Below are 19,083 nucleotides of genomic sequence, written 5' to 3'. Positions count from 1 at the left end.
AAGCCATCAATGCCTTAGAAACCCAGCCTTTGTACGGAGGCTGGGTTTTCATACATCAAAATGGAAATTCTCTAGCTCTCTTCTGAACAGAAATCCACTTGCCCTCTGTAAACTCATCAATAATATATGGGCTGCCAAAACGGCCGATCCCGCTTTGACCCATACCCCCAAACATGGCGGTTGGTTCATCATTGACTGGCTGATCGTTAATGTGGGTCATGCCAAAATTGAGTTCCAGAGCATACTCACGTGCTTTATCCTCGTCCTTGGAGAAGATAGCAGAACTTAAGCCAAATTGGGTGTCATTAGCTTTTGCAATGATATCTTCATCTGAAGAACCTTTTACGATTAGTGCAATCGGTGAGAACATTTCCGTTTTGAGTAGATCACTATCGTTATCAATATTTCCGATAACAGTTGGTGTTAGAATGTTGCCGATCTGTTCCCCTTCAAGCAGCATGTCATAGCCGGCATCTTTGGCCTTTTGGATATGGGTCAATGATTTTTCCATCTGTTCTTCGTTGATCAGCGGTCCGACAATAACATCCGGGTCACGCGGATCACCGTGTTTCACTTCTTTGGAACGCGCAACGAATTTTTCCGTGAATTCATCATAGACATCCTTGTGTACAATAAAGCGATTGGTCATCATACAAATTTGACCCTGGTGCAGGTATTTACCGAAAACAGCTGCATCAACGGCTTTGTCAATATCGGCATCGCTCATCACACAAAATGGAGCGTTACCGCCAAGCTCCAATGACACGTCTTTCAGTTGCTCACCTGCCACTTTTCCAATCCGGCGGCCGACGGATGTGGAGCCGGTAAAGCTTACAAGGTTTGCCGCTTCATGATTAAACATGGCATCACCAGTTACATCCGGTGTTGTTAACAATGATTGAAATACACCTGATGGAATGCCAGCTTCTTCAAATGCTTTGGCGATTGCTGAGCCTGACACCAGGCCGCATTGAAGGTCTGCTTTGTGGACAACGGCATTACCGAGTGCCAGGGCCGGTGCAATCGTGCGCATCGATAGATACAGCGGAAAGTTAAATGGTGCGATGGATGAAATAACGCCCTTTGGCAGTCGGTAGTTCTCGTTCATTTTATCCGGGATGATGGATGTCTTTTCTTCAAATTTTCCAATGTGGTCGACCAGTGTCAGGGCCTCCTCCATCACACCCGCTGTCAAATCAAATTCAAGGTTCGCTTTGATGGCTGTGCTGCCTGATTCAAGTGTCAATATTTCCATGATGTCGTCTTTATGGTCTTTAAAATATTTAATGGCATTCGTCATAACCTTTTTACGCAATGCTGCATTCTTGCCCCAGTCTTTCTGTGCTTCCTTGGAACCGTTGAACGCCTCATTCACCTGTTCAAGGGAAGCAATCTTGACGTTTGCCAGGACATCCATGTTATATGGATTATGCAACTCAATCACTGTATCTTCGGCTCCGTCAATCCATTTTCCGTTGATATAACTTTGATTAAGCTTTTGATATTGATTCATCACGATAGCCTCCTGTCGAAAAAACTTTGGGTCATTTTAGGGATGGTGAAAGACTGTGTGTCAGCCCATTTTTACAATTGGCTTAACAGTTGTTCCTTCCTTAGAATCCTTAAATGCTTGATTAATTTCATCGAACTCATAAAACTTCACCAGCTTGTCAAATGGAAACTTGCCTGCCTTATAATAACTTATTAACTTCGGTATGAATAACTGCGGAATGGCATTTCCCTCAATCGCTCCTACAATTGATTTTCCCTCTGCCATAATATCCTCAAACACATTGAATTCCGCTTCTTGTGTAACACCTACAACAGCTGATACTCCCAAGGGTTTCAACGCCTGGACTGAATAGCGCGCAAGAGTGGGAACACTGGTTGATTCGACTGTATAGTTTACTCCCCCGTCAGTGATATTTTTAATTTCATCAACGATATCTACCTCTTTACTATTTATAACATCTGTTGCACCGAGTTCTTTAGCTAATTCCAGGCGACTATCATGCACATCCACGGCAATGATTTTTGCACAACCAACAATGTTTGCTGCCATAATCGCACTTAGACCAACTGCACCACATCCATAAACCGCAATGGTTTCCCCGAAGTTGGGCTGGAGTTTATTTAGTACGGTACCGGCTCCTGTCTGGATGCCGCACCCCAATGGGCCCAGCAAAGATAAATCCACATCTTTATCCACTTTTACGACATTCCTTGCGTTGGCAACAGCATATGTACCGAATGAAGATTGTCCGAAAAAGGTAGACAGTTCCTGATCCCCCTGATGGATTCGTTTTGTCTGATCATTCATGACCCCGCCAAAATTTAGGTCGTTAAAATATAAACAGTAAGTCGGATGTCCTGACAGACAATTTTCACAATGCCCGCATGAAGAAAATGATAATACAACATGGTCTCCGGACTCCACCGTTTGTACATTGGAACCAACCTTTTCTACAATACCGGAACCTTCATGTCCCAAGACAGCGGGCAGGGGAACAGGAACATCTTGATCCTTTGCGACAGCATCTGTGTGACAGACACCAGAAGCAACTATTTTTACTAACACCTCATTATCTTTAGGGTCATCCAATCTAACTTCTTCCAGTTTGAAATCTTTCCCCTTGTCATGTGTTACTGCTGCTTTAATTTCCATGTTTGTTTTCTCCTTTCAGTTAGTAGATGTATTCTAATAGCAGTATTCCCGTTAGAGATAAATTAACCCTTGCCTAAAAATGTTATGTTTTTCAGCAGTATGGCTCGAAAGTGGAATATCATGACATAAAACATCCTTAGACAAAGTACACGCAAAGTGGCTCGATAGTAAACTTTGTCTTTGCCCCTAAAATATTGCCATTAGTATTCCCAGTTCATACCAAAAAACCAGGCTGCCAAAACATTGTCCCGGCAACCTGGTCATTATTGAGATTTTAAAGTTTTAGCCTAACGCCATTTACCTATCAAATAATCCGCGTCTATTTTGAGTGTTTCATAGGCTTGTTCTGAAAGTAATGCATTCTCACGCTGATAATCCAGCAATCTTTTAAAGCCATCCATATGTTTGACGACCCTTTCCCCTGAGCCAATGTCTTCATAATGGCTGACAGAAGCCAGGTGGATCTTCAATGCACGAGCAGCCTCAACATCGGCTAATTCCCCTTCTTCCTCAAAATACGCAACAAGATCCGCTAAACTGGAGGCATCAAATGGATTGCTCCCAGGCTCAAGGATGATATCTGCCGTAACCGGAAGATGATCGGATGCCATCGACGGAATAACACTTGCTGACTGGACATCCATCCCTGTTGCTGTTAACACATAATCTATTCTTCTATCCGGAGCTTCTGCCGGAAACGTATAGCCTGGTTCCTCATTTGTTAAGTCCCACGTGTCTTCAAACTGCTGAAAAAGCGGTGCCAATTCAGGTGATTCAGGTGTCGCATTCATATCACCGACTAAAATATTGTTAGGGTGGGCGGGCATAATGTCGAGCATATCACTGACCTGCATTTCCCGAACGGTCGGATCTGAGCGATAATCAAGGTGTGTGACATAAAACCACACTTCTTCTCCCTTGACATGGATTTGCGCTTCAAGAAAACCCGGAGCAGGTGTCGGGACTGGGTTAGCATCCTGTGTCGACAACCTTGCTATCTCGCGGTTTTCAGCATGCAATATCGGGTATTTGCTTAAAACGGCTACACCGTATTGTCTTCTTGGCTCCCCTGATGCAAGCGGATCAAAATTGTAAATTGGTGCAAAAAAATAGTCCATATCCAATGTGTCAGCCAGTATTTGGATTTGATTTTCAAAATCGCTCCTGCTGCTCCAGTGAACATCCACTTCCTGCAACCCAATAATGTCTGCACCGGATTCACGAATCGTATTGGCTATTCTTTCCAAATGGTAATTGCCATCTGTTCCAATACCTGTGTGCATATTATAAGTTGCAACTCGGATTGTCTTCTCGTTACTTTCATCCGCGCTGACACTACCGACTGAAGACAATAGCAAAAACAATAAAACAGCAATGAGTGTATACCACTTTTTCATATAGATCCCTCCATTTCTAAGAATGGAAAACCGTGAGTAAAGATGGGTATCCAGTAAGGTGATCCTTCAACCAGCAGGGGTTTTACCCCCGCTGGTTGAATTGCTCCCCAGTTTGCTTATGACTTGATCAATCTGTCAATCTAGCATCCTACTCCCATTTACTCAGCAAATTGTCAGACGTAGCCATCAACGCCTCATAAGCCGCCTCCGAAATCAACTCGCTATCCTTCTGGTGTTCAACCAGCGCCTTAAATCCATTCAGATGTTTAATCGCTTTACCTATGGATTCAGAGCTTTCATATTGAGCAAGAGCACTCAAATGCATTTCAGCTTGGCTGGTTGCTCGCTCGTCTTGAAATTCTCCGCCATCCGCCAATTCACCAACAAGATTTTGCAAATCCGCTACCGTTGACTCTTCCGGTTGTGCATCTTCCTCCCCATGTTTCGCCAGCACTGTCGCAATCTCATCCTCAATACCTTTTACCGATCCTCCCAAATAGTTATTGATCATAATCGAGAAGGTCAGTTTTTCCCCATCCGCTGTGGTGACATAACCTGACAAAGCAGACATGCCGGTCAGCGAGCCGGTTTTCGCCAATACATTGCCCTGGACAGGTTCTTCGGTCATTCGGTATCTGAGTGTACCGCCGACAAAACGCTCTGGATGGCCAGCGACTGGCAGTGATTCTTCAAACGCCGGAAACCAGCTCGCGTCCTGGATCGCATAGAGCAGCTGGCTGATCTCATTGGCCGGGATCATGTTTTTATGCGACATGCCCGAACCGTCACGCAAAAGCATCGTATCAGGCTTCATACCATAGTCTGCCACCGTCTCTTCAAGCACGTCCAGACCGGCATCCCAGCTTCCTTCACCTTCCAGTACTTTGCCCATTTCCTTTGTCAGCACTTCGCCGTGACCGTTATTGCTCAGTTTCATAAATCTGGTGTAAATATCCTCAAGCGGAATGGACTGTTTTTCCGCTAACAGGTCTGCATCTTCCGGAGTCGGAGCAAATTTAATCGACGATTGCCCGATCAACTGGATGCCCTGCTCCTTGAGGGATTTTTTAAACACATCCATCGCATAGCCCGTCGGTTCCCATACCGAGACCCATGATTTGGAGTTCGAGCCGTCAACCGGCATCTGACCTTCAATTACTATATCGTTATTTCCATGTTGCCGCCGGATGGAAATATCCTTATCCTCGGATGCTGCCACCATTTCCGTGTTGTTGATGATGTTGACATAATCTGTCTCCGGGGTGAGTTTGACCTCTGCCTTGCCGCCTGCTTCCTCTGCCGCCATCACTTCCACCACGACAGTCCCGGCATCATAATCGGTGTCCGGTGCAAGTGTAAGCGCAGAGATTTGCGCACCGGTGTAAAACGGCTCATCGGACCAGTTGAGATCCTGCGACAGACGGACATCATCATACCAGGTATCATCACCGACAAGATCCCCCTTGATTCGATCAATCCCTTGTTCCTTCAGATCTTGGGCAAATTCATCAAGATCCTCTTTCATTAGCGTCGGATTGCCTTTCCCTTTCAGATAGAGATCCCCGTGCAGCACTGGTCCCCGCACCTCGCCATCTGTCCATATCTCGGTGGAAAACTGGTAATCCGGCCCAAGATTCTCCATTCCGGCCGCTCCTGACAAGAGCTTCATATTGGAGGCAGGGTGGAGCCGGAGATCGCCATTTTCCTCATAAAGCAGCTCGCCAGTCTCCGCACTCCGTACACTGACGCCAGTGGTTGTCCCATCCAGCCGCTCTTCCTCCAACACCGCATCGATCTTCTCCTCCAGGCTACTGTTATCTTCCTGGGAGGCTTGAACCATTGCGTCATTTTCCTGATGCATCAGCGGTAAAATGAGCAGCATCACAGCAATCAGCAGAAACGGAATTCTTCGTTTTGCCTGCATTTTACTGTCACTTCCTTCCCCTTTTTTTATATAGAACTTGGTTTGTCGCCATGTTTCTATTGAACTAGCGCCATTTCCCGATCAAATAATCCGCATTCGTTTTCAGCGTTTCATAGGCTTCTTCGGAAATGAATTCATTCATCCGCTGATAATCCAGCAAATAGTTAAAGCCTTCCATATGTTTCACCACTTTTTCCGCCAAATCTCTGTCTTCATAATGACTGATCGCGTTTAGATGGATCTGTAAGGAACGGGCGGCTTGATCGTTTGAGAATTCGTCGCGGGCTGCAAAATCCTCGACAAGCTCTGTCATCGTGTTAGCACTCCAGGCATTAATGGCGGCGGCTGTCTTCTCTGCCACTTCCCGACGTATCGGATTGGTGGATGGCGCTTCTCTTGTGGGGTGGACTGCATTTGTCAGTAAAATGGCTACCGTTTCTTTGTCCGGATTAATAACGATCGATGTTCCCGTAAAACCGGTATGTCCCATCGTTGTCGGACTGGACAGGTCATCCATATACCAATCCTGGTTCAGTTCCCATGCCAAGCTGTGCGCATCACCAGGGAACTCAGGAATTTCATTTGTTTCCATTATCTCCACGGTCTCCGCTTCGAGAATACGCTCGCCTTGATATATCCCGTCATTAAGAATCATTTGTGCAAATACCGCTAAATCCTGTGCAGTAGAAAACAAACCGGCGTGACCGGCAACGCCATCCATCGCCCAGGCGTTTTCGTCATGCACCTCGCCCCATACGATTCCCCTGTCTGTCTGCGGCTGATATTCCGTTGCAGCGGTGCGCATTTTTAATGATTCTGGCGGGTTGAACATCGTGTCCGTCATCCCAAGCGGTTCGGTAATATGCTCATTTATATACTGATCAAGCCGCTCGCCTGAAATTTCTTCGATTATTGCAGCAACTGTAATCATGTTCAGATCGCTGTATCCGTAATGGGTGCCGGGCTCGTGTTCCAGTGCCGTTGAGAAAACTTGCTGATAGGCTTCCTCGCGGGTCTCCGCCGTCCGATAAAACGGGATCCATGCCGGAAAACCGGATGTGTGTGTCAGCAATTGCCTGATCGTTACATCAGCCTTTCCATTTTGCGCAAATTCCGGAATGTAATCCGCCACCGGATCGTCCAGGTTAAATTCACCCTGTTCATATAACTGCATGGCCGCCGTCGCCGTAAACACTTTCGTAATGGAAGCTAAGTCAAATATCGTATCGGTTTGCATCTCCACCGGATTTTCCATTTCCGTATAGTCAGCATCCACATAGCGCGCCGCATATCCGTAGGCGTCTTGCTTCACTATGGTCCCGGCTCTGGCTGTCAAGAAGACAGAACCTGCCATGTACCCATCAGCGATCCCTTGCTGCATCACGCCGTCTATTTCATCTAATGGCTGCTGGAGCATCTCGACATTGCCTGGCGGTCCGGGCTCCACGACAGGATCGCCAGCAGCTATAGCTTTTTCGCTTCCTGAAACGAACATAGATGCAGATAAAACACAAGCCAGCGTGACCGAAATGAATCTGTTTTTCATCATGTTTCTCCTCCCTTTAGGGACAGGATCCCTCACGGCGAGCCGCGGCCCGCCGAAGGAACCACCCTATGAAACTACCCCCACTGGCCAATCATCGATTCCGCTTTTCCATAAAGCGCCTCATACGCATCCTCGGAAATCAGCTCATTACCCAGATGGTGGTCAAGTAGCAATTTAAAACTGTTGATATGCTTTTCGACTTTGTCAGCTTCAGCCCTTTGTTCAAACCGTTCCACGGCCTTCAAATGGACCTTTAAGGAACGAGCTGCTCCATCATTTGCAAACGCCCCTTCTGCTTCAAATTGTTCCGCCATGTCGATCATCTCCTGGGCGCTTGTGGTATACAGGAGGTAATCTCTCCGTACGTCTTTAAACTCCTCCAAACCTTCTTGCCAGTTGGCGATGATCTCATCAACGGATGTGCCATTTTCGATCGCCTCGCGCACCCAGCCATTGCCGATCAGGTTATCAAAAAAGGAGACGCCCTGGCTGTTTTCAGCGCGGAATGCAAAGTCATCCGGATACATGTCATGAATCGTTTTAACGATGGTAAGACCGGTTTTCACAGGCTGATAAGCTGTTTTGTCCTTTACGTGAATTTGAATGCCGCCGGACAGCTCACCAGCATGTTTGGAAAACTGCGGTGTGAAATAGGCAGAACGGAATTGCACACCAGCAAGTCCTGCATCATTCAGCTGTTCTGCAAGTTCGGCACCATCAATGAATGGCGCACCAATCAATTCAAACGGCTTGGTTGTGCCGCGTCCTTCCGAAACATTCGTCCCCTCGATCAAAGCGGCACCCGGATAGACGATAGCTGTATCCAATGTCGGCATATTTGGTGACGGAAGCACCCATTCAAGCGGTGTCTCATCGTAATAATCGGAACGCTCCCATCCATTCATTTCGACCACTGATAAATCCGCTCCAAGGTCAAACTCATCGTTAAATAACAATGCCAGCTCGCCAACCGTCATGCCGTGGCGAAGCGGAATCGGGTACAATCCGACAAACGATGAGTAGTCAGGATCAAGCACTGGCCCCTCTACATTGACACCGCCGATCGGGTTCGGACGGTCAAGCACCATAAATTCGATGTTATTTTCCGCAGCGGCTTCCATCGCATAAGCCATCGTGTAGATATACGTGTAGAAACGTGTGCCGACATCCTGAATGTCAAACAGCAGGACATCAACGCCCTCCAGCATTTCCGGTGTCGGTTTCCGCGTTTCCCCGTACAAACTGTAAACAGGCAGCCCTGTTCTTTCATCAATATAAAACTCAACATAATCCCCGGCCTGTTCACTGCCGCGCACACCGTGTTCCGGCCCGTATAAGGAAACAAGATTCACATCCGGGTGATTGTGCAGCGTATCGACAATACTGTTTAATTCCTGGTCAACACCAGTCGGATTCGTGATCAGCCCAACATTTTTGCCTTCCAGCTGATCCAGTTCTTCATCAAGCAGTACTTCCACACCAGCCGAAAAACTTTCCTCACCCGTTGAATCCGTCTTTCCAATACCGGTAACTGCCGCTGCCGGTATTAATGCCAGCAAAAGGACAACCGCCAAAGCCATGAAAAACCATTTTTTCATTGATTTCCCCTCCATTTTTAATTTTTGAAGGCACCCTGGGAAAGTTTACCACTCTGCCCAGGATGACCTTGTACTTCCAAACTATCAAACTATTGCCACTCCTCGATCAAAGCATCCGCATCATCCTGGAGAAAATTAAATGCCTCCGTAGAAATCAACGCATTCTCATGCTGAAAGTCTATACTTGGATGCTTCCTTTTCCACCTCGCTACCAGGTGCATGTGGGCCTATCACTTCACTTAAGTGCTCGATATGCGCGCCATCTCCCGATCTGAATAGAAAGTGGACGCTTCCCATTTCGCAATTAACGCATCTGCCTGAGACTGAAGAAGGTTATATGCGTCTAGCGAGATCAAATCATTATCTTGTTGATAATCCAGTAAACTTTTAAATCCTTGCATGTGCTTGATAACTTTTTCTGCTGCTTCTTGTTGTTCATAATGGCTAACTGCGGTCAAATGACGTTTCAGAGCATGCGAAGCGATATCACTTTCAAATGCTCCTTCATCCTCCAGCCGATCAACATGTGCTTTAATATCATCTGCACTTTCAGGTGGCTCCGCCTCTGCCTCATAATCCTCTCCATGACCAAACTCATAATGACCTTCAATGGTTACCGGAAGTTTGCCTCCCGGATTTGCACCATAAATGACATCGACAGCAGCTTCCCAGGAGACCGGGACAGCTGAACCCCATCTTTCAATAGCGTATGTTGCTATGTGTGCATCCACATCAGGGTATTCCTTAATGTCGTATGGAAGGCCTAAAGATATGGACACAGCCGGAGTTTCAATTTCCTCCAAGGCATTAACCAACTGGCTTTGACCATCAGCAAGTTCGCTGGCAGAAAAAGTAGAAACAATGATTCGATCTGCATGTTCGGCACGCTGGACGACTTCATCAATTTCGCTTTCGGATGGATTTTCGGAAGTGACATACGTCTCCACTTCCCCATTCGTTTTCTCTTGCACGGCACCAGCAATATCTTCCATATAGTGACTTTGATTGTAGATTTCCGGACCAACAACAAAAGTAGATTCATTGGATTCAGGATCAAAAGGCAAAGTATCATCATTTTTCACGAGAGTCATCGAGTCCTGTGCCATGCTTTGCGCCAATTCCTTGTGGGATTCCGTATTCACAATATCTGTCGCTTCTTGTGGATCGACATAACGATCATTAAAAAGCCCATAGATCACCTTTGTTGACAAAATCCGCTGAAGGGACTCGTCTACGCGTTTTTGTGAAAGCTCACCTGATTCATAGGCGGCAAGCAGAGTTTCAAAGGTTTCTTTTTGTTCCTCCAATGTTCCAGTAGCCATGACGATATCTGCTCCTGCCTGAATTGTCATGACGGCTGCTTCACCTGCTCCCCAATTATCTTTAATAGCTTGCATCGACATAGCATCCGTTACGATAATCCCGTTAAAGCCCATATCTTCACGAAGCAATCCAGTCAAAACATCTTCTGACAATGTTGCCGGAAGCTCTGGATCAATAGCTTCAATGATTACGTGGGATGTCATAATCGATGCAGCACCAGCATCAATGGCAGCTTGGAAAGGTGGAAGATGGACCTCTTTTAGTGTTTGCAGGTCGTATCCGACAGAAGGCAGGTCATAATGAGAGTCTTCACTCGTATCCCCATGCCCCGGAAAATGCTTTGGCGTCGATAATACGCCATTTTCTTGATACCCTTCCACTTGGGCAACAGTCATATCCGAAACGAGCTCGGTATTTTCTCCAAAGGAACGTACGCCAATCACAGGATTGTTCGGATTGGTATTTACATCAGCAAGCGGGGAATAATTCCAGTTAAATCCTGTTGCTTTCATTTCTTTTGCTGTGACACTTGCCATTTCCTTAGCTGCTTCTAAATCTCTTGTTGCAGCAATTCCCATTTGACGAGGAAATGCTGTAGCATCTGTTACATGCTGGTTAACACCATATTCAAGATCAGCTGTTGAAAATAATGGTACATTCATACGCGTATCCGATGCCCATTCCTGGAGTTGATTGTTATAGGCTGCCGTCGTGCTGGCGTCACGGTTTCCGTAAATGATGACAGAACCGGCTTTGTACTCTTTAATCAGCTCTTCGGTGTCCTCATTCGGCATGTTCTGCTCGTTATCATGAGTGGATGGCATCACAAGCTGGCCGATTTTTTCTTTCGGATCCATTTGTTGAATCATTTGTTGAATCATCTGTTGATTCGCATTATTAAGCATTTCAGCAGGCTTATTACCTTGTTGGGTCAAAGATGATTGTGCAGTGGTCGAGACTTGTGCCGTAAGAAGAACAAGCAATAACACGAAACTTAGAGATTGAACTGCTTTCTTCACTTTCACTCTCTCCTCTCATATGAATCTTTGATCTGCTAATTTTCTCCTTTAAAAAAGTCCCATAAAACTCTTTCGCCAATCGATGTGAGTAAAAATATGGTACTTGTACATGAAAGAGGCAGGCTCCATTCATCCTGCCCCTCTGTGTTAGTTGATCTATTACTCTTCCTCTTCTGCTGTTTGCTGGGCATTAAATGTCCATTCCAGATTTAGCGAATCACCCTGGAATTGGTTTTGATCCTCTCCGTTATCGACGAAGGTGAATGTAACAACGAGGTCATCGCTCGTACCTGTTTCCAGACCATCTTCTTCAAGCGCCGGAAGGAATACTTCTTCTTGTACAGCTTCAGGTGTCATGTCTCGCAGTTCAGCCAACGTTGTTTCAAAAACCACCTCATTCAGCTGATCCGCATTGTATAAAAACTCCACCTGAATGTGGTTTCCAAAGTCATCTGTATTGTCGCCTTCTGCATCTATAACGGAATAATCAGTCTCCAGGAGCACACTGTTAATATCCGTTGAGCCGTTGTTCTCAAGTTCAAAATCCCGGGTATATGATTCACCAGGCGAAATATTTTCCACATCAATTACTTCCGTAGGCTCCACAGCTAAGTCCAGCGTCCCCGCCGCAAATGTATTGTTTGATGTCTCGCTGTCACTGAAATACGCAAACGTTCCCCCTCCGATTAACGATAAACCAAGTCCCGCCGTCAACACACCCATGCCAAGTTGCTTTTTAATACCCATTTGAATTCCTCCCTTTAAATTTTTCCCAAGACTATTGGGATATTTATTGGAATACCTCATAGATTGGGTATCTATGGGCATTACAAACTATTCTAAGAGGATGTTCAAAAAACTCCGGTGAAAATGACACGTCATAGGGGGATCTTCTGCTAAAACCGCCCACGTCCTGTGGGCAACGCAGAAGTCACCACATCCTGTGGAAGCTCGTTGGCTTGCTTTTCCGCTACTCACGTATCTAAAAGCATACGCTCCGTTCCTTGGAAAAGAAAACCACTTTTCCTGCGTGCTGGATCGTCTGCTCAAAGCTGCGCCACCTCGAACTTCTCGGTCCTTTTCATCCTCGTTTTTGAACACACAATTAATGATTCTCCTTTACAGCTTTGCCTTCTGAACCTTCCAGTCGTCCCAGCACACGCCAGATGGTAACAACAGAGTAACCAAACAGCATAAGCCCTGGTAAAATAAGCAGGAGTGCAGCACCTTCAGGGGTATTAGCAAAACTCATCGCATAACCGACATATGGTATGGTGAATCCCGTGTAGGTGCCGACGATATTTTGCGCAATCACTGGCTCGGAATCAGCCTCTTCATTGTTATCCCCCTTGGTAATATATTGCTCCCCGCCTTCCATTACTTGGTCAACCCGGTGAGTGATGAGTATATTGTCAGCGTTTCGGAATGTGATCACATCACCTTTTTCAAATCGTGTCATATCCCCGCCCAGTTTGATTGCAATAATCGACCCCGTTTGCATCTCTGGTTCCATCGAGCCGGAGAGGACCGATTTTACTTGATAGCCGAAAAGATCTGCCTCCCCGCCCGATGCCCGGAAAGAGATCACCATCAGCGCGGTTGCAATTAACAGGACAAATAATAGAAATGTAGTGATGGAGCTTATCCCTTTCATGATCCGCCTAATCATTTTTCATCACCCCGTTCCGGATTTGACTCCGAAGTTTCATTCGACTTTTCGCTGGTGTTTGTTTTGGAAGTATTCGCTTGTTCTGCTTCGGCTTTGTTCTTTTCTGCATCTTTGCTGTCTGTTTTTGTAGATTGATTTGGTTCCTCGGTATTTGTCGGTTCTTCTTCCTTGGGCTCGGTTTTCTCCTGTGCCTTGTCTTCTGATGTATTTGCTGCGTCTTCTGTTTCCTTTGCGGCTTTCTCTTCGGTTGATTCAGAAGATGAAGTGGTTTCCTTATTTTCTTCCTCTTCCTCATTTACCTCATTTACCTCATTTACCTCTTCCTGCTCCTCGTCTCCCGTTTCAGATGGCTCCGTATGCTCCTCCTCCTCTGTGTCAGGATCCGCATCTGCTTCTTCCGGATCCTCACTTTCTTCCTCATTGGAACCTTCAGCAGCCGAAATGATAACGGAAACGCTCTCAAAATCACTGTAATGAGCAGTTGTCGGCTTATTAAGCAGAAAACCGATGCAAAACAACAAGTAAGCCGCAGCAAACATTTTAACAATCACATTCATGACTAAACGGTGACGTCTCATAAGATAAACACCTTCTTAAAATCCAGCTCATTCGTGCTACTCAACCTGTGACCAGTTCTCGATCAACCTGTCAGCTTCCGTCACAAGATAACTGTGAGCCTTCGCTGAAATCATCTCATTATCTCTGTAATGATCGAGCAGTATTTTGAAATTCTCCATATGTTTCACGACTTTATCTGCCGAATCCCTTTCTTCAAAATGGCTCACAGACCGCAGATGCATCGTTATGGAGCGTTCTGTACCGCCATCCTCGATTTCTCCCTCTTCTACCAAGGTTTCAACGAGTGCCTTCATGCCATCGGCGCTCTCTTCTGTTTCCACATAATCCAATCCATGCCCATACTCATATAAGTCAGGGATTGTGACCGGGAGTTTTCCGAATGGATTGACTTCCCCTGCGATGACATTTGCCAGTGCCTTCACCGACACATCCTGGAAGCCATATGTTGTCAAATAACCATCCACTTCCGGAAATACCATCAGGTCATACGGGTTCCGGATCGCTGCCACAATGACCGGTTTGCCAGTTGCCTCCAGTTCCTGCACCAGCTGCTCTTGTGCCGCATTGGTGTTGGCGGTATACGTTGTGACAATGACTTTATCGGCATCTTCCGCGTTCGCTACCGCCTCATCGATTTGTGCACCAGTCGGGCTTGTCCCAGTTGCAAAACTGGATGCCTCTATCCCTTTTTCATTTAACTCATCAGAAAGCAAACCAGGTTTCGCTGCTGATGGCCCGGTAATGAATACATCACCACTGCCGTCTAGCGGTAATACGTCACCCTCATTTTTCACCAGTGTAATACTTCTGTTGGCAATTTCCTCGGCAGTCTGCAAATGATCTTCCGTGCCGATATTTTCAATTGCTTCCGGAGCAGTGTACGGGTCTTCAAAAAGCCCTTTATCCATTTTTGCTTCTAAAATACGATAAACGGACTCATCTACTCTCTCTTCACTGATCTCCCCGCTTTCGACAGCTTCCATCATGCTGTTGTATGCCAGTTCAACATTCGGCGGGTTGAGAAGAATGTCGTTTCCGGCTTTGAACGCTTCAATAGCAACACGATCCTCCGGAACAACATTTGCGCCTGACATACCAAGACTGTCGGTGACAATTAATCCTTCAAAACCCATCTCCCCGCGCAATAAATCGGTAAGAATCGGCTCAGAAAGCGTTGCCGGCAGTCCGGAGTCATCAAGAGCCGGGACGACAATATGGGCCGTCATAATGGAATCGACGCCTGCGTCAATTGCAGCTTTAAATGGTGCTAAATCTACTTCATGCAGTGTCTCCAGATCATGGTCGATAATCGGCAGCCCGTAATGGGAATCCACATTCGTGTCCCCGTGGCCAGGAAAGTGTTTCGCCGATGGAATAATATTTTCTTCCTGGTATGCGTTTACTTGTGCAACAGCCAGACGTGAAACCAAACCAGGATCCTCACCAAAAGACCGTACCCCGATCACCGGATTCGCCGGATTGATATTGACGTCCGCAACAGGGGCGAAGTTCATGTTAATCCCAAGACTCTTCAGTTCCTCACCCAGAATGCCAGCTGACTCGGCTGCGTACGCTTCGGACCGTGTCGCACCAAGCGCCATATTGCCCGGAAAGACGGTGCCAGGACTTGTCACCCTTTGCACAATGCCGCCTTCCTGGTCTGTCGAAATGAAGAGCGGAATCTCACTCCGCTGATCCATCGCAATCTCCTGCAAACCATTTGAAAGCGCATTCACTTGTGCGGTATCGACAGGAATCCCGATATTATCGGTCCAGTTAAAATAAATCACGCCACCGATATGATAATTCTCAATGACTTCTTTGAAATTTTTTCCTCCGCGGTTGTTATTCATGTTGATTTGTTCATAGTTAGGATCGGTCGGGGTTTTTCCGTACACATGGACGATAAATAACTGCCCAATCTTTTCTTCCAGCGTCATGTCACTCATTATACTAAGGATTTCATCTCTTGTTCCATCTTCACTATCGGCCAGGGTGCTAACCGGGAAGATGAGCGTAAAAACCAGTAGCAGCGAAAGGATCGACAATAATGGACGATTTTGCATGGTTTTCCTCCTCCTAAAATGAATGGATGTTCCTGAACCAAGGGTGACAACAGTCGATATACCTGCCTCCTTTCATTCGCCAAAGTTAATAGATTTGGCGGGCTATGGCCAGATGCGTCGAAGAATTGCTGAGACATAATTCTGTGAAATGTTCTATTATTACACACAGGTTACCAAGTTCTTACACGGTCGTCTATGGTCCTTTGTAATTAAATTTCAGGATATTTTTATAATGTTAACATCTTATTACCTAGTACATTTTTCGCATTTTATTGAAAGGTGATAATTGAATGATTATTCATTCATATATTTCTGCGGTATTTGTGGTATTTTGCTAAGTGTTTGTTGGTGGGTTTTTTACAATTTACGCCTTGGTTGGCAACTTTGTCGTTGGCTGCTGATTACTACCCGAAGACAAAAAACCAGGCTGTCGAAACATCTTCGTTTCGACAGCCTGGTTTTTGAAAACTATTAACGAGGGCGGCTCAGCGCAACACTTCTTGTAAGTACGTTACTCGTTGTTTCGAGAGCCTTGCTTCATATCTCACTTGATTATACTGCTGTATATCCACCATCAACAAGAAGGCTTGCTCCTGTAATAAAGGATGCATCATCACTCGCCAGGAAAAGAACAGCTTTTGCTACTTCTTCTGGTTTTCCTAAGCGACCGATTGGATGAAGATTGATCAACTCCTGTTTTGCTTCCTCTGGCAAATCTGAGAGTAAAGGAGTATCTGTATAACCAGGATTAACATTATTTATACGAATTCCTTTCGCGGCGTATTCTGCAGTTTCCGTTTGCGTTAATAGCTTTACCCCGCCTTTAGCAGCACTATAGGCCCCGACACTCATTTTTCCAACAACCCCGTGAATAGAGTCATTGTTGACAATTGCTCCGCCGTTTTCTTGTTTCAGCATTTGAGCAATTGCATATTTATTGCAAAGGAAGACCCCATGTAAGTTGACATCAATTATTTTCTTCCATTCTGTAAAGTCCGTTTCGTGTACAAGAGTCATGCCGCCAATTCCTGCATTCGCGAAAAGAACGTCAAGACTGCCATATTTATCAACTGTTGATTCCACCAGGCTTTTAACTTCATCTTCCTTCGTAACATCTGCTTTTATGAACGTTGTATCATACCCGTCTTGATTCAGTTGATCCGATAAACTTTCTCCCTTATCAGACATATCCGAAATAACAACATTTGCACCTTCTTTTGCAAATTCCTTTACGGTTGCTTCACCAATTCCACTTGCTCCGCCTGTTACAATGATTGTTTTATTTCTGAAACGCTCTGCCATAATCTTTCGTTCCTCCTTGCAGTTATAGTTTGTAGATTTTAATCAGGAAAATAATGAACTCTCCACTTTATATCTTGCCAAATAAAGTTGTATATAAACGAAGATTTCATAAGAAGCATTTGTGAATTATTGATCAATTTAAGGGGGTTAGAAAAAGATACGAGTAGTAATTTAGTTTTAGGAGAGGACCGCATTTGACATAAGCAACGTATTCCGGGCACAAAGAACCAGGCTGGCGAAACAACTTCGTTTCGACAGCCTGGTTCTTTGGAATTAATAACGCGGGCGGCGGCGATTGTCACCCTCCGGATCCTGGAAGGTCCCTTTGGTTTTGTCCTTCTTTCCGCTCGCCTGCATTTTTTGGTTATTCATTGCGTTTCCCGCCTGGTCTTTCACTTCACCTTTTGCCTTGCTGACTTTTCCCTTTACTTTGTCCGAGGTTTTGTTATTCATGGTAACTCCTCCTTGTAGGTACGATACACGTTTTGGGGAGGAGTTAAACCTTGGATCTGATTCTTTCTTAGTCTTGCTGTTTTATTTGCTTTTTCATTTTTGCAGCAGTCTCTCTGGGGTTCTGGCTTTTCGTAATAGCACTGCCTGCAATGACTATATCAGGCTTTTCCGTTATAACATCAGGCAATGTATCAATTCCGATTCCCCCGGCAACAGCAACCTCCATATCAACGTTCTTCACAAGGGAAAAAACACTTGTATCAAATTTTGCACCCGACTGCTGTTGGTCTTTGCCAATATGCAAACTTACCAGGTCCACATTCAATTTTTTTAACCACGCGATCTTCTCTCTTGATGTAACTCCGAGCAGATCAATCATGATTCGTTTTTTATAGTTATCAGCCACCTGAAGCGTGTCTAATATAGTTGCCTCTGAAGAAAATGCCATGACGGTTGTAATATCTGCGCCTGCTTCAAATGCCTGTTTTGCCTCATGCGCTCCTGCATCACAGGTCTTCATGTCGGCAAGGATCAACTTATCCGAGTAAAGCTGGCGTATTTCCCTGACAATCGGCATCCCATATTCTTTAATTACACCAGTTCCGACTTCGATGATGTCGATGGATTCGCTTGTTTCGTTCGTTAGTTGGATGCATTGTTCTCTTGTTAGACGGTCTAGTGCGAGTTGTAGTTTCATCTTTATTACACTCCAGAATACGCCATAAAACCGCCATCGACAGGGATAGTTACACCCGTTACAAAGCCGGAGTAATCCGAATCAACCAACCAAAGCAATGTGCCGATTAAATCATTGGGATCTCCAAATCGCTCCATTGGTGTATTGTTAATTATTTTCTTTGCCCTTGATGTATGACCGCCATTTTCATCTAATAATAGATTTTCATTTTGTGTAGTCAGAAAGAAACCTGGAGCAATAGCATTTACTCTCAAACCCGTATTGGCAAAATGAACAGAAAGCCACATTGTAAAATTGTTAATTGCTGCTTTTGCCGCAGAATACGCGGGCACTTTTGTCATTGGAGCATACGCGCTCATAGAGGAAATATTGAGGATAGTGGAACCAGATTGCTCCAGAAGTGCATCCCCGAATACTTTGCATGCTAAAAAGCTTCCTGTGAAATTGCTGTCAAACACCTTTGAAAAACCTTCTTCTTTCAGGTCAAAAAAGGCTTTCTCTGCTTTTTCATCCGGACCATATGTCTCTTCAGATGTAATTGCATCAGGATGGTTTCCACCTGCACCATTGATCAATATATCTATCTTTCCATACCGATTAATAATTTGTTCTTTCGCTTTATATAATGTATCGGTCTCAAGCACATTGGCAGCAATAGCTATAGCTTCTCCGCCGCTATGATTGATTTCATCCGCTACTTTTTGACCTTTTTCCAGCGTTCTGTTTAATATCGCAACTTTTACATCTTGTCTGCCCAATTCTTTTGCCATGGCAGAACACAGAACACCGCTTCCGCCTGTGATTACAGCTACTTTCCCTTTTAGATTTTCATGAATTGGAAACAT

15 protein-coding genes and 1 pseudogene are annotated in these 19,083 nt (G+C 45.4%); all 16 read right to left on the bottom strand.

The annotated features are described in order from the left end of the window. Positions 1-55 precede the first annotated feature (55 nt). The gene (locus tag CEG13_RS15015; protein WP_100012712.1) at positions 56-1,513 is read right to left on the bottom strand and encodes an aldehyde dehydrogenase family protein; all 1,458 of its coding nucleotides are present in this window, start codon (positions 1,511-1,513) and stop codon (positions 56-58) included. A gap of 60 nt (positions 1,514-1,573) precedes the next feature. Further along, complete coding sequence (locus CEG13_RS15010) at positions 1,574-2,665, bottom strand: NAD(P)-dependent alcohol dehydrogenase (protein ID WP_100012711.1); 1,092 nt, start codon at positions 2,663-2,665, stop codon at positions 1,574-1,576. A gap of 287 nt (positions 2,666-2,952) precedes the next feature. Then, positions 2,953-4,062 carry an endonuclease/exonuclease/phosphatase family protein gene (locus CEG13_RS15005; RefSeq protein WP_100012710.1) on the bottom strand — a complete coding sequence of 370 codons (1,110 nt, stop codon included), beginning with the start codon at positions 4,060-4,062 and terminating at the stop codon, positions 2,953-2,955. 148 nt (positions 4,063-4,210) lie between these two features. After that, entirely contained in the window at positions 4,211-5,986 is a 1,776-nt protein-coding gene (gene dacB, locus CEG13_RS15000; RefSeq protein WP_100012709.1) for a D-alanyl-D-alanine carboxypeptidase/D-alanyl-D-alanine endopeptidase, read from the bottom strand. Between the two features lie 64 nt (positions 5,987-6,050). Continuing rightward, the gene (locus tag CEG13_RS14995) at positions 6,051-7,532 is read right to left on the bottom strand and encodes a serine hydrolase domain-containing protein (protein ID WP_100012743.1); all 1,482 of its coding nucleotides are present in this window, start codon (positions 7,530-7,532) and stop codon (positions 6,051-6,053) included. Between the two features lie 74 nt (positions 7,533-7,606). Next, positions 7,607-7,855, bottom strand: coding sequence for an FIMAH domain-containing protein (locus CEG13_RS19400; protein WP_420843805.1), 249 nt, complete (start codon positions 7,853-7,855; stop codon positions 7,607-7,609). An 18-nt stretch (positions 7,856-7,873) separates the two neighbouring features. Beyond that, positions 7,874-9,130, bottom strand: a pseudogene (locus tag CEG13_RS14990) (exo-beta-N-acetylmuramidase NamZ family protein); the annotation flags it as partial. 239 nt (positions 9,131-9,369) lie between these two features. Beyond that, the gene (locus tag CEG13_RS14985) at positions 9,370-11,472 is read right to left on the bottom strand and encodes a glycoside hydrolase family 3 protein (RefSeq protein ID WP_100012707.1); all 2,103 of its coding nucleotides are present in this window, start codon (positions 11,470-11,472) and stop codon (positions 9,370-9,372) included. A gap of 159 nt (positions 11,473-11,631) precedes the next feature. Next, the gene (locus CEG13_RS14980) at positions 11,632-12,219 is read right to left on the bottom strand and encodes a TasA family protein (protein ID WP_100012706.1); all 588 of its coding nucleotides are present in this window, start codon (positions 12,217-12,219) and stop codon (positions 11,632-11,634) included. Between the two features lie 358 nt (positions 12,220-12,577). Then, a complete protein-coding gene (sipW, locus tag CEG13_RS14975; protein ID WP_100012705.1) occupies positions 12,578-13,141 on the bottom strand; it encodes a signal peptidase I SipW in 564 nt (187 codons plus the stop codon). Beyond that, complete coding sequence (locus CEG13_RS14970) at positions 13,138-13,719, bottom strand: hypothetical protein (protein ID WP_100012704.1); 582 nt, start codon at positions 13,717-13,719, stop codon at positions 13,138-13,140. Before CEG13_RS14970 ends, sipW begins: the two co-directional genes overlap by 4 nt. 36 nt (positions 13,720-13,755) lie before the next feature. Continuing rightward, positions 13,756-15,786, bottom strand: coding sequence for a glycoside hydrolase family 3 protein (locus CEG13_RS14965; RefSeq protein WP_100012703.1), 2,031 nt, complete (start codon positions 15,784-15,786; stop codon positions 13,756-13,758). A gap of 552 nt (positions 15,787-16,338) precedes the next feature. Continuing rightward, positions 16,339-17,088, bottom strand: a complete 750-nt coding sequence (locus tag CEG13_RS14960; protein ID WP_100012702.1) for an SDR family NAD(P)-dependent oxidoreductase — start codon at positions 17,086-17,088, stop codon at positions 16,339-16,341. A 273-nt stretch (positions 17,089-17,361) separates the two neighbouring features. Continuing rightward, the gene (locus tag CEG13_RS14955; protein WP_100012701.1) at positions 17,362-17,541 is read right to left on the bottom strand and encodes a CsbD family protein; all 180 of its coding nucleotides are present in this window, start codon (positions 17,539-17,541) and stop codon (positions 17,362-17,364) included. A 67-nt stretch (positions 17,542-17,608) separates the two neighbouring features. Then, entirely contained in the window at positions 17,609-18,238 is a 630-nt protein-coding gene (gene hxlA / locus CEG13_RS14950; RefSeq protein ID WP_100012700.1) for a 3-hexulose-6-phosphate synthase, read from the bottom strand. 5 nt (positions 18,239-18,243) lie between these two features. Further along, positions 18,244-19,083 (bottom strand): SDR family oxidoreductase, encoded by an 840-nt coding sequence (locus CEG13_RS14945; RefSeq protein WP_100012699.1) that lies wholly within the window; start codon positions 19,081-19,083, stop codon positions 18,244-18,246.

It is taken from the genome of Lentibacillus sediminis (assembly GCF_002763455.1).
Classification (GTDB): domain Bacteria; phylum Bacillota; class Bacilli; order Bacillales; family Amphibacillaceae; genus Lentibacillus_D; species Lentibacillus_D sediminis_A.
This window is presented reverse-complemented; position numbering and strand designations above follow the sequence as displayed.